General features: G+C 65.7%; 11 protein-coding genes. 8 read left to right on the forward strand and 3 right to left on the reverse strand.

What is annotated here, in order from left to right:
* The first annotated feature begins 75 nt into the window (after positions 1–75).
* From BA190_RS15790 to BA190_RS15800, 3 genes are read left to right on the forward strand one after another with little or no spacing between them, the layout of a single operon-like run.
* Positions 76–966, forward strand: a complete 891-nt coding sequence (locus BA190_RS15790; RefSeq protein ID WP_068289120.1) for a carbohydrate ABC transporter permease — start codon at positions 76–78, stop codon at positions 964–966.
* A 3-nt stretch (positions 967–969) separates the two neighbouring features.
* Positions 970–1,791, forward strand: a complete 822-nt coding sequence (locus tag BA190_RS15795) for a carbohydrate ABC transporter permease (RefSeq protein ID WP_068289123.1) — start codon at positions 970–972, stop codon at positions 1,789–1,791.
* Between the two features lie 34 nt (positions 1,792–1,825).
* Positions 1,826–2,599, forward strand: a complete 774-nt coding sequence (locus BA190_RS15800; protein WP_068289126.1) for an SDR family NAD(P)-dependent oxidoreductase — start codon at positions 1,826–1,828, stop codon at positions 2,597–2,599.
* Positions 2,600–2,867: 268 nt separating this feature from the next.
* Here the strand turns inward: BA190_RS15800 and BA190_RS15805 are convergent, their stop codons facing one another.
* Both BA190_RS15805 and BA190_RS15810 read right to left on the reverse strand, forming a co-directional pair.
* On the reverse strand, positions 2,868–3,560 hold the full coding sequence (locus BA190_RS15805; RefSeq protein WP_068289128.1) for an RES family NAD+ phosphorylase: 693 nt from the start codon (positions 3,558–3,560) through the stop codon (positions 2,868–2,870).
* Positions 3,553–4,239: a DUF2384 domain-containing protein gene (locus BA190_RS15810; protein WP_068289129.1), complete on the reverse strand. Its 687-nt coding sequence runs from the start codon at positions 4,237–4,239 to the stop codon at positions 3,553–3,555. The genes BA190_RS15805 and BA190_RS15810 overlap by 8 nt, the downstream gene beginning before the upstream one ends.
* 214 nt (positions 4,240–4,453) lie before the next feature.
* On the opposite strand from BA190_RS15810, the gene BA190_RS15815 reads away from it, so the two are divergent.
* Together BA190_RS15815 and BA190_RS15820 are read left to right on the forward strand one after the other, a co-directional pair.
* Positions 4,454–5,266, forward strand: coding sequence for a hypothetical protein (locus BA190_RS15815; RefSeq protein ID WP_068289130.1), 813 nt, complete (start codon positions 4,454–4,456; stop codon positions 5,264–5,266).
* 45 nt (positions 5,267–5,311) lie between these two features.
* Positions 5,312–5,914, forward strand: a complete 603-nt coding sequence (locus BA190_RS15820) for a HutD family protein (protein WP_068289132.1) — start codon at positions 5,312–5,314, stop codon at positions 5,912–5,914.
* A gap of 154 nt (positions 5,915–6,068) precedes the next feature.
* Here BA190_RS15820 and BA190_RS15825 read toward each other — a convergent pair whose 3' ends face one another.
* A complete protein-coding gene (locus BA190_RS15825; protein WP_068289134.1) occupies positions 6,069–6,971 on the reverse strand; it encodes a LysR substrate-binding domain-containing protein in 903 nt (300 codons plus the stop codon).
* Positions 6,972–7,247: 276 nt separating this feature from the next.
* On the opposite strand from BA190_RS15825, the gene BA190_RS15830 reads away from it, so the two are divergent.
* The 3 genes from BA190_RS15830 to BA190_RS15840 are packed head-to-tail and all read left to right on the forward strand — an operon-like array spanning position 7,248 to position 11,352.
* On the forward strand, positions 7,248–8,771 hold the full coding sequence (locus BA190_RS15830) for a leucyl aminopeptidase (protein ID WP_068289486.1): 1,524 nt from the start codon (positions 7,248–7,250) through the stop codon (positions 8,769–8,771).
* Entirely contained in the window at positions 8,761–9,666 is a 906-nt protein-coding gene (locus BA190_RS15835; protein WP_068289135.1) for a proline iminopeptidase-family hydrolase, read from the forward strand. The genes BA190_RS15830 and BA190_RS15835 overlap by 11 nt, the downstream gene beginning before the upstream one ends.
* Positions 9,667–9,690: 24 nt before the next feature.
* Positions 9,691–11,352, forward strand: coding sequence for an ABC transporter substrate-binding protein (locus BA190_RS15840; RefSeq protein WP_068289137.1), 1,662 nt, complete (start codon positions 9,691–9,693; stop codon positions 11,350–11,352).
* Positions 11,353–11,372 lie beyond the last annotated feature (20 nt).

An 11,372-nucleotide genomic window follows, 5' to 3' on the forward strand; every position in this document is an offset into this window, starting at 1 on the left:
TTTCGAAGCGTCCTTGCGCTGCCGCCGATGCCGGCAGATCGCAGAACGCCCTGGGATCGATCCGAAAGGAGCTCCATGGCCGTCGCCTTGTTCGCCCGCCATCGCGGCGTCGGAGTTGACACGCGTCCCCTGCTGGCGCCGTCCGTTCTGTTGCTGTTCGTCTGGATGATCGTGCCGCTGGCACTCACGATCTACCTGTCGTTCCAGCGCTACAATCTGAACTATCTCGACCAGACCGGCTTTGCCGGCCTCGACAATTACCGCTACCTGCTCGAAGATCCGGGGCTGACCAACGCCATCCTCAACACCGTCATCCTGGTGGTGAGCGTACTGGCGATCACGATCGTGGTCGGCATCCTCGGTTCCATCCTGCTCGACCAGCCGGTGTTCGGCCGCGGACTGGCGCGCCTTTTATGCATCGCGCCCTTCTTCATCATGCCCACGGTCAGCGCGCTGGTGTGGAAGAACCTCCTGATGCATCCGGTGAACGGGCTGTTCGCCTGGATCTCACGCTCCCTGGGCCTGCCCGTCATCGACTGGTTCTCCGACTATCCGCTCGCATCGGTGATCATCATCGTGGCCTGGCAATGGATCCCCTTCGCGCTCCTGATCCTGCTGACCTCGCTGCAATCGCTCGACCGCGAGCAGATCGAGGCCGCCCGCATGGACGGCGCCAACGGGCTGCGGCTCTTCGCGCATATCATGCTGCCGCACCTCTACAGGGCCATCACCATCGTGGTGATGATCGAGACGATCTTCCTGCTCTCGATCTTCGCCGAGATCCTGGTCACCACCGCCGGCGGCCCGGGCGACGCCTCCACCACCCTGCCCTACCTCATCTACAAGACCGCCCTTCTCGATTCCGACATCGGCGGCGCCTCCGCCGGCGGCATGCTCGCCGTGGTTCTCGCCAATATCGTCGCCGTCTTCCTCATGCGCACGATTTCGCGCACGCTGGAGGATTGATCGATGGCCGTCTCCCTCACCCGCCGCATCGTCGTCAGCATCTTGTGCTGGCTGTTCACCCTGGTGCTGTTCTTTCCCATCCTGTGGATGGGAATCACGGCCTTCAAGACCGAGCAGCAGGCGATTGCCACGCCCCCGATCCTGTTCTTCCAGCCCAGCCTGCACAATTTCGAGGAGATCCTGGAGAGCGCCGACTATCTCCACTTCTTCGCCAACAGCGTGATCATCTCGGTGGGCTCGACCATACTGGGTATCCTCGTCGGCCTGCCGGCCGCCTATGCACTCGCCTTCTTTCCCGGGTCGCGTGCCAAGGACCTGATGATGTGGATGCTCTCGACCAAGATGATGCCGGCCGTGGGCGTGCTCGTGCCGATCTATCTGCTGTTCCAATGGGCGGGGCTGCTGGATTCGCTCCTGGGCCTGGCCGGCCTCTACATGCTGATCAATCTGCCGATCATCGTGTGGATGCTCTTCACCTTCTTTCGCGACGTGCCCAAGGAGATCCTGGAAGCGGCGCGCATGGACGGCGCCGGCCCCCTCAAGCAGTTCGTGTGGATGCTCTTGCCGATGACCATGCCCGGCATTGCCTCGACGGCGCTGCTCGCCATCATCCTGTCCTGGAACGAGGCGTTCTGGAGCATCAACCTCACGGTGACGCAGGCGACGCCGCTGACCGCCTTCATCGCCCGCTTCTCGAGCCCCGAGGGCCTGTTCTGGGCCAAGCTCTCCGCCGCATCGCTGATGGCGATCGGCCCCATCCTGATCTTCGGCTGGCTGACGCAGCGCCAGCTCGTCCGAGGTCTCACCTTCGGCGCCGTCAAGTGACGACGCTATCGTTCGCGCGGAGGATATTGCAGCGATGTATTTGAAGAAATTTGACCTTTCCGGCCAGACGGCCTTCATCACCGGCGGCGGCCGCGGCATCGGCCTCGCCAGCGCCGAGGCCTTGCTGGAGGCCGGCGCCAAGGTGGTGATCTCCGATCTCGACCCGGCCGTGCTCGCCAGCGGCCGGCAGGCCCTGGCCGACAAGGGCTGGACCGTCGATGCCGTCGAGCTCGACGTCACCGATGCCGATGCCGTCGGCCGGGCCGCGCGCGAGGCCAATGAACGCCACGGCGGCATCGACATCCTGATCGCCAATGCCGGCATCGCCTGGCCCGACACTGGCGGCGAGGACATGAGCGACGAGGTCTGGCGCAAAGTGATCGATGTCGACCTCAATGGCTGCTACTGGAGCTGCCGCGAATTCGGCCGGGCCATGCTGCAGCGTGGCAAGGGCTCGATCGTCACGCTGGGCTCGATGTCCGGCCTCATTTCCAACAAGCCCCAGCGCCAGGTCCACTACAACGCTGCCAAGGCCGGCGTGCACCACATGACCAAGTCGCTGGCCGGCGAATGGGCCCCCCATGGCGTGCGCGTCAATGCGGTGGCGCCGACCTATGTCGACACGCCGATGTCGCGCGGCGGTTTCGACAAGCCGGAGCTGTTCCCGGTCTGGATGGAGATGACGCCGATGAAGCGCGTGGCACGCGCCGACGAGATCGCCTCGGCCATCCTGTTCCTGGCCAGCGATGCCGCGAGCGCCATGACGGGGGCGGTCGTCGTCGTCGATTGCGGCTACACCATCTGGTAGCCCGATCTCGCGTCCATCGGGAGCTTCGTTCCCCCGACCCAGGATAGAGCGCGGCAATCCTTCCCCGACTTCGGGGAAGGTGGCGCTGCGCAGCAGCGACGGAAGGGGGAGAGTGGCGCAAGCCGATCAGATAAAGGCGAGATCGCGTCACTCACCCCCGCCCGAACCGGCTTCGCCGGTCTACCCTCCCCGAAGTCGGGGAGGGATTCTCGCGTTCCACAAGGTCCTGCAGAGATGTGCGGAGGCGACAGACATCTTCGCTCCGCCGTCAGGCCCTGCCCGCGACCAGCTTCACGCCGATGCGGTCGGCCAGCAGGGTCAACTCGGTGAGCGCCTCGGCCGAACCCAGGACGCCACGCGGCTCGCCCGCCGGAGCCAGGACATCGCCGGGAAGGCGGTCGCCGAACAGGACGAGAGCGAGCGCCCGATCGTCCTGCCGGGATATCCAGCACAGGCCCTGCACCTCGGGAAGCGCCTTGTGCCAGGCTTCGGCCCAGGCGCGCGTGCCGGGATACCGGTCCTTTTCCGTATCGATGAGCTGCGTCCGGCGCAGGCCGAGGCGGCGCAAGGCCGTGGCGCTGAGATCGACGAGCAGAAGGTCCTGCCGGGGCTCGAGCCGGGAATGCACCTGGCCGACGAGCCTGGCCTTGTCGAGGGTCTTCAGGCGCGCGGTGAAGGGAACGTCGTGAAAGACGGTTTCCATGGCAGCGCATTCGAAGGAGGTCCCGCCATAGAGGGTCGGGATCGGCGCGCCCTCCTCGTTCTTGATCGGACTGAAGCGGGCATTGCCGGCAAGGCCCGGATTGAACTGGGCCGGTCCGTATCTGTCGAGGTGGATCCGGTGGATGACCTGGCCCTTGGGCCAAGTCATCATGGCTGTCTTGGCAGCGAGTTGCGACGGCGGAACGGGCGTCGGCGGGCGTGCCTTGGCAAGCCTCGGCACCGCCCTGACCTTAGCCATGCAGCACGCCCTCCATTTCGTCGCGGGCCGCGGCGATGACCCGGTCAGGCTCGCGCAGCAAAAGGTCGAGCGGGCGCTCCCCGCCCAGATAGCTGTTGTCGGAGGCGAACCAATAAGCCGCGCCCCAGCCATCCCTAGCCGGGCCGAAGATCTTCAGGACCTCGCCCAGCGGCTTGGCCGGCCGATACCCCGTCGCAGGATCCAGGCCATAGCCGGGGAAATAGTCGACACCCTGATGGCGGATGGCGAAGATCTGCCCGTCCTTCTTCCACTTGTTGGGCTGGGCGCTGGGATTGGTCGCGCTGAAACCCGCCACCTCGGCGACCTGGGCCGCGGTGAGCCATTCGCCTTCCTCCAGCACGGCCTTGCGTGCCTCGGCTGTCATCCTCGCTTCGGCCAGCATATGCTGGGGCAGCGGCACCTGGGGCACCAGGGCCTCGATGATCGACTGGAGCGCGGCCTTCTCGCGCCGGGCCATGATCGCGCCGACCAGAGGAGCAATCGCCTCGAAGGTATGGGCGAGCACCTTCGCCGCTGGAGAGCTGACCTGGTCCAGCGTCACGGCGATGACCTGCGTCCCCTTGGCGCCGAGATGGCCGAGGCCGTCGCGCACCTCCTCCGGGGTCCCGGTGATGGTGGTGACCCCCGACAATGCCTTGAGAGCCTGGGCGGTCGTCATGTCATCAGCTCCAATCTTGAAATGATCATGGTTATCTATATAGCATGATAACCCATCTCATCAAGACTAACGAGCCCGAATGACCGGTCATGCCGGGCAGACGGCACGCCACGGTTTTCCCAAAGCAGCGTTTCGGAAAATGCGAATTCCCGTGGCGGCGGTGGACCGCTAGCCTTCGAACGTCGAAGCAGAACCGCTTCCGGGGATTTGCCCAATGGCATGGACACAGCCTATCCAGCATGAGCAATGGCAGCCCGCCGGCCAGGGCGGCTTGCGCCATGTCGCCGATGGCCTGCCGGCCGGCGACCCCGATCGCGGCGCCGTCCTGCTGCTGGGCAATTTCGACGGCTTCCATCGCGGCCACCAGGCCCTGCTCGATGCCGCCGAGCGCATTGCAGGCGGGGACCTGCCTTTGGCCGTGATGTCCTGCGAGCCACACCCGCGCAGCTTCTTCTGCACGTCGGATTCTCCCTTTCGCCTGACCACCTCGGCGACCAAGGCCCGTCGCTTCGCCGCCCTGGGGTTCGACTACGTGTTCTCCCCGACCTTCGATGCGGGTTTTGCCTCGCTGACACCGGCGGAGTTTGCCCACGGACTCCTCAAGCAGGCCCTCGGCATCAGTCATGTCGTCACCGGCGACGACTTCCGCTTCGGCCGATCGCGGGCCGGCGACGCAGACCTGCTGGCGCATCTGGGCCGGTCCCTCGGCTTCGGCGTGACCTGCGTTCCGGAAGTCTCGGCCAATGCCCGGCGCTGCTCCTCCAGCCAGGTCCGCGCTTTCCTGCGGGCCGGCGACATCAGGGCGGCCAACGCCTTGCTCGGTTCTGCCTGGATGGCGGAAACCGTCGCTTCCGGCGGCCAACTCGCCCTTTCACCGATGCTCTGCCGCCCGCCCGCCGGCCGCTATCTGTGCTGGACAGACGGCGGCACCCGGCACTTCCACCTCGGCGCCGACGGCGTGATCACCACGGATCGGGGCACAACGCCTGCCCCCGGCTTCCTTCGCTTTCTCGACCGGCTGGCCTGACCGGCCCAGCGGCAAGACCAGCGCATCATCACAACCCGAACTGTCATGGCTATCGAACATCTTGCCCGCGCCACCTATGCCACGCTGCCCTGGAAGAACGGGCGCGGGGAAACCGACGAGATCTATCTTTCGCCACCCGGCGGCTCGCGCGAGGATTTCGAGGTGAGGATCAGCAGCGCCCCGATCATCGAGGACGGCGCCTTCTCCAGCTTTCCCGGCGCGGAACGGGTGATCACCCTGATCGAGGGAGAGGAACTCGACCTCGACTTCGGGGATTCCAGGCACCGCCTCCTGCCCTTCGCGCCGTTCCGCTTCGATACCGGCCTGGCTCCAACAGGCCGGCCGGTCAAGGGGGCGGTGCGGGTCTTCAACGTCATGGCCAGCCGCCAGTGCTGGCATCATGCCGCGCAGCAGGTGCTGGCTGGCCCCGGCAGCCACGAAATCCCACCCGACGACCTCGTCGTCGTCTTCTCCGTCAGCGGCAGTTGGAGCCTTGACACCACCACCCGGGGTGCCCTTCGCCTGGCGGAGCGCGACACGGTGATACTGAGGGAAGAGGCGGCAGCGCTCCGCGCATCGGATGGCGGCAGAAAGGCGCGCGCCCTCGTCCTGCGCCTGCGATCGGCCGTGGCCTTGCAAGGCCTGTAATACCGACGGCATCGGTGTTTGATCCGCGCGTCTTTGCGAGCGCAGCGAAGCAATCCAAGGCTGGAAAACGCGGAGGCCATGGCTCCTGGATTGCTTCGCTGCGCGCGCAATGACGATGCTTGACCGATCAATCATCAAGGCCGTTGCTATAATCTCAGCCGATCGCCATCGCCCGCTTGTGCTCGGCGACTTCACCGAACAACCAGTCCTGGAACAGGCTGGCGCCCTGCTTGTTGCCGACGCTGCGGCGCTGGTAGAGATAGATGCCGGCGGGATAGGTATGGCGGGCGCTGAAGGGAGCGATCAGTCTCCCCTGCTCCAGCAGGTCCTGTGCCATCATGGTATCGGCAAGCGCGATGCCGACGCCATTGATGGTTTCCCGCATGATCGCCGTGCAATCATCCATGATGCTGCCCGACTTCGACGGGCTGTCCGCAATGCCTTCCTGCTCGAGCCAGCGCTTCCACCGCGTGGTCTCGCATTCATGGATCAGGTGATGCTGGAGAAGGTCGGCCGGCGAGCGCAGCGGCAGGGGACCGTTCAAAAGCGCGGGCGTGCAGACCGGCGTCAGCACCAGCGGGATCAGCAGCGTCAGGGCCGGGCCGGCCTTGTAGTCGAACTCGTCGACGATGGCCAAATCGAAATTGGCGCGCTTGCCCGAGGTCATCACCTCCAGGTCGACGGAGGGATGCTGGCGGCGAAAGGCCGGCAGCCGGTCGGCCAGCCACAGATTGAGCACCGCCGGCACGCACAGCACCCGGACACGATGCGCCTTGCCCTGCCGCGGGCCGTCGTGAAAGCTAACGTCGTCGGTGGCACGCCAGATCGCCTCGAAGGCCTCCGACAGGCTGCGCGCATAATAGGAGCCGCGCGTCGTCAGGGTGATCTGGCGAAAGCCGCGCTCGAACAGTTCCTGGCCGAGCGTGGTCTCCAGCGTACGGATATGGCGACTGACGGCAGAAGCCGTCAGATGCAGCTCTTCCGCCGCTTCCTTGATGCTGCCCAGGCGCGCGGCGGCCTCGAAAGCGCGCATGCCATTGAGTGAGGGGAGTGCCATGCGCCGATGATGAATTGTCGGATGAGTTTTTGTCAATCGACGTGGACGAAATTGGCGTTTGATCGCCCGCCAGCTTCGGGGATACCGAAGAAGGACCAAGTCGTCACGACAAAGCGACCATAGGGGACATCGGCACCGCACCGCTGCAAGAGGCGGTCGCGGCTCTGCGCATGCGCCAGAACTCCAGATCGAACGGCAACGGCCGGGCGCTGGAGCGGTGATATGCGCCGGATGGCTACCCGCGCGTCGCGCTGCAATGAAGGAGCCTTCCGTCCGATGCCGCAATCTCCAGTACCCGTGTTCGAGCCGGCAGACGGGGTCCCCTCCACAGCCACCACCATCGTGGTCCTGAAAGCTGCCGGGCAGGAACTCGGCCCCCGGGCTGCGGCCCTGGACGTCGAAATGGGCGGCCTTCTGTCCCAGGTCTGCGCCGACCCTGCCACACTCGCCGCATCCGGCACCTGCACCGACATCTTCGCACCACCGGCGGCATCGGCCCGGCGGGTGATCGTGCTGGCCCTGGGCAAGGCCGAGACGCTCGACGCCTTGTCGCTGGCGCGCGCCGGCGGCGTGCTCGCCGCGCATCTGGAAAGCAAGGACATCGGCGAGGCGACGCTCGTCCTCGATCCCATCGCCGGCGCCAATCTGTCCGGGGCGGAGATCCTGGCACGCGTCGCGCTCGGCATCCGCTTGCGCCGCTACCGCTTCGACCTGCGCAACAAGCGTCCGGTGGCTGAGGCGGATCAGGCCTGGCAGCTGGCACTGGTCGGCGCCGGCAAAGCCGAACTTGCCGCAGCGCTGGCGCGGACCAATGCCATCGCCGAGGGCGTCGACTATGCCCGCACCCTGGTCAATCTGCCGCCGAACCATCTTCATCCCGACAGTTTCCCCGATCACCTCGACGCCTTGCGCGGTGTCGGGATCGAGGTCGAGATCCTCGACGCGGCGCGGCTGAAGGAACTCGGCATGAATGCGCTGCTCGCCGTCGGTTCCGGCTCGGCCCGCGCCCCACGCGTCGCCGTGCTGCGTTATCGCGGCAAGGGCTCGGGCGAGCAGCCGCTCGCCTTCGTCGGCAAGGGCGTCTGCTTCGATTCAGGCGGCCTGTGCATAAAGGGCGGCGCCCAGATGTTCGACATGAAGGCCGACATGGGCGGTGCGGCCGCAGTGGTCGGCCTCCTGCTGGCACTCGCCCGGCAGGGCAGCCCCGTCCACGCCGTGGGCGTGCTCGGCATCGCCGAGAACCTGCCCTCGGGTACCGCGCTCAAGCCGCGCGAGATCATCACCACCGCCTCGGGCCAGACCGTGGAGATCTTCGACACGGACGCAGAGGGACGCTTGCTCCTGGCCGACTGCCTCCATTACGCCGCCTCGCGCTTCGAACCCTCGGTGATCGTCGATCTCGCCACCCTGACCTATTCGGTGATGCGGGGCCTCGGATCGGTCTTCGCCGGCCTGTTCAGCACGGACAATGCCATCGCCGCGCAGATGATCGCAGCCGGGGAAACCGTCGGCGAGCGATTCTGGCAATTGCCGCTCGACCGCGCCTATGACGAGGGCCTGTATTCGCCCTTCGCCGATCTCAGGCATCATGCCAAGGACATGGAAGACGGCGATGCCCCCTATGCCGCGGCCTTCCTGCGCCATTTCACGCAAGGCCGCCCCTGGGTCCATCTCGACATCGCCGGCAAGGAGCTGGCCGACAGCGACCGGCCCCTGGGCCGGCAGGGCGCCACGGCTTTCGGCGTGCAGATGCTGGAAGAATGGGTCCATAACCTGAATGGGAAGCACAATGTCGCTTGAGATCATCAGCCGGGAAGGCCGGGCAGCCTTCCGGGACTACGAGACCTGGTATCGCATCAGCGGCGTACCCGGTGGCGACAAGGCGCCGGTGGTGATCCTGCATGGCGGCCCTGGCGTCGCCCACAACTACGTCGACGCCTACAAGCTGCTCGCCCGCGACGGGCGGGCCGTCATCCATTACGACCAGCTCGGCTGCGGCAACTCCACTTTGCTGCCGGAGAAGGGTGCCGATTTCTGGACGCCGCAGCTGTTCATCGCCGAGCTCGAGAACCTGGTCGATCACCTCGGCATCCGCTCGGGCTTCCATGTGCTCGGCCAGAGCTGGGGCGGCATGCTGGGCGCCGAATATGCCGTGACCCAGCCTGAGGGACTGAAGTCGCTCACCATCGCCAACTCCCCGGCCTCGATGAAACTGTGGGTGGAGGAAGCCAATCGCCTGCGTGCCGAGTTGCCCCCCGACGTGCAGGACACGCTGACCCGGCACGAGCAGGCCGGCACCACGGATGCCGCCGAGTATCAGGAGGCAACCATGGTGTTCTACGAGCGCCATGTCTGCCGCGTCGTGCCCTTCCCGCCGGAGGTGGCGGCGAGCTTTGCCCAGGTGGCCCGCAATCCCACCGTCTACAATGTGATGAACGGCCCCAACGAGTTCCATGTCATCGGCACGCTGAAGAGCTGGAGCGTCATCGACCGCCTGCCGGCCGTCGACGTGCCGACGCTGATCCTCTCCGGGCGCCATGACGAGGCCACCCCCGCGACCGTGCAGCCCTACAAGGACGGCATCGAGGGATCGCGCTGGGAGATCTTCGAGCATTCCAGCCACATGCCGCATGTGGAAGAGCAAGAAAAATGCATGCGGGTGGTCGGGGACTTCCTCAACCAGCACGACCGATAGACACTTCACAAGAGGGGATCGACGATGAAGAAACTGCTTTTGGCCGCCACGGCCTCGGCCTTGCTGGCCGGCTCCTGGCTTGCACCGGCCCAGGCCGAATATCTCAAGGAGCACCGCGGCGGCACCATACGCCTGCTGGCCCGCTCGGCGGCCGGGACCCTCGATCCGCACATCAACTACACCGACCAGGGCTGGCAGATGTACCAGCCGGTCTATGACGGGCTGGTGATCTTCCGCAAGGCGGAAGGCAAGGACGGCTTTTCGGTGGTGCCCGACCTCGCCGAGGCGCTGCCTACCGTCAGCAATGACGGCAAGACCTTCACCTTCAAGCTGCGCAAGGGCATCAAGTTCTCGAACGGACAGGATCTCGGCGTGAAGGACGTCGTCGCCTCGTTCCAGCGCATCTTCAAGATTTCCGGCCCGACCTCCGGTACCTTCTATGCCGGCCTCGTCGGGGCCGACAAATGCCTGGCCGACACCAAGAGCTGCACGCTGGAAGGCGGCGTCGTCGCCGACGAGGCGGCCGGCACCATCACCCTCAACCTGACCAAGCCGGATGCCGAGCTCCTCTACAAGCTCGCCTTGCCGCATGCGGTGATCCTGCCTGCCGATACGCCGGCCGAGGACGTGGGCTCCCGCCCCATTCCCAGCACCGGCCCCTACATGATCTCGGCCTTCGATCCCAACAAGGGCATGACGCTCTCGCGCAACCCCAACTTCAAGCAGTGGAGCGAAGAGGCCCAGCCCGACGGCTATCCGGATGCCGTCCAGTATGATTTCGGCCTGTCGGAGGAAGCGGCCGTGACCGCGATCCAGAACGGGGAAGCCGACTGGATGTTCGACCCGCTGCCGAGCGACCGGCTCGCCGAACTCGGCACCAAGTTCAAGGACCAGCTCCATATCTCGCCGCTGTCGGCCTGGTGGTATGCCCCGCTGAACACGCGCCTCGCCCCCTTCGACAACGAGAAGGCCCGCCAGGCCGTCGCCTTCGCCATCGACCGCAACACGCTGGTCAAGCTGTTCGGCGGCAAGGTGCTGGCCTCGCCGGTCTGCCAGGTGCTGCCGCCCGACTTCCCCGGCCATGAGGACTATTGCCCCTTCACCAAGAATCCGGGCGCCAAATGGTCGGCTCCCGATCTCGACAAGGCCAAGCAGCTCGTGGAGGAATCCGGCACCAAGGGCCAGAAGGTCACCATCATCGTCGAGGACACCGCCGTTTCGCGCTCCATCGGCGTCTATCTGCAGAGTGTGCTGACCAGCATCGGCTATGTCGCCGACGTCAAGCCGATCTCGACCAACATCCAGTTCACCTACATCCAGAACACCAACAACAAGGTGCAGATGTCGGTGAGCCAGTGGTACAAGGACTATCCTGCGGCTTCGGACTTCCTGAACATCCTGTTCGGCTGCGCCTCCTTCCGTGAGGGCTCGGACGCCTCGATCAACATCTCCGGCTTCTGCGACAAGGACATCGACGCCAAGATGCAGAAGGCGCTGGACCTCGGCGTCACCGACCAGAAGGCCGCCGACAAGATGTGGGCCGAGATCGACAGGCAGATCACCGACAAGGCGCCGGCCGTCGGCCTGTTCACGCCCAAGCGCCTCGATTTCGTCAGCAAGCGCGTCGGCAACTTCAAGTTCAACCCGCAGTTCAACTGGATGGTCACCCAGGCCTGGGTCCAGTGACGCACTGCGAGGGCACGTCC

It is taken from the genome of Labrys sp. WJW (assembly GCF_001676615.1).
Lineage (GTDB): Bacteria > Pseudomonadota > Alphaproteobacteria > Rhizobiales > Labraceae > Labrys > Labrys sedimenti.

Excerpts from the sequence above, each read along its gene's own strand:
- BA190_RS15820 (WP_068289132.1), top strand. The coding sequence starts at position 5,312 with ATGGCTATCGAACATCTTGCCCGCGCCACCTATGCCACGCTGCCCTGG.
- BA190_RS15810 (WP_068289129.1), bottom strand. The coding sequence starts at position 4,239 with ATGACGACCGCCCAGGCTCTCAAGGCATTGTCGGGGGTCACCACCATC.
- BA190_RS15795 (WP_068289123.1), top strand. The coding sequence starts at position 970 with ATGGCCGTCTCCCTCACCCGCCGCATCGTCGTCAGCATCTTGTGCTGG.
- BA190_RS15840 (WP_068289137.1), top strand. The coding sequence starts at position 9,691 with ATGAAGAAACTGCTTTTGGCCGCCACGGCCTCGGCCTTGCTGGCCGGC.
- BA190_RS15800 (WP_068289126.1), top strand. The coding sequence starts at position 1,826 with ATGTATTTGAAGAAATTTGACCTTTCCGGCCAGACGGCCTTCATCACC.
- BA190_RS15825 (WP_068289134.1), bottom strand. The coding sequence starts at position 6,971 with ATGGCACTCCCCTCACTCAATGGCATGCGCGCTTTCGAGGCCGCCGCG.
- BA190_RS15830 (WP_068289486.1), top strand. The coding sequence starts at position 7,248 with ATGCCGCAATCTCCAGTACCCGTGTTCGAGCCGGCAGACGGGGTCCCC.
- BA190_RS15835 (WP_068289135.1), top strand. The coding sequence starts at position 8,761 with ATGTCGCTTGAGATCATCAGCCGGGAAGGCCGGGCAGCCTTCCGGGAC.
- BA190_RS15815 (WP_068289130.1), top strand. The coding sequence starts at position 4,454 with ATGGCATGGACACAGCCTATCCAGCATGAGCAATGGCAGCCCGCCGGC.
- BA190_RS15790 (WP_068289120.1), top strand. The coding sequence starts at position 76 with ATGGCCGTCGCCTTGTTCGCCCGCCATCGCGGCGTCGGAGTTGACACG.
- BA190_RS15805 (WP_068289128.1), bottom strand. The coding sequence starts at position 3,560 with ATGGCTAAGGTCAGGGCGGTGCCGAGGCTTGCCAAGGCACGCCCGCCG.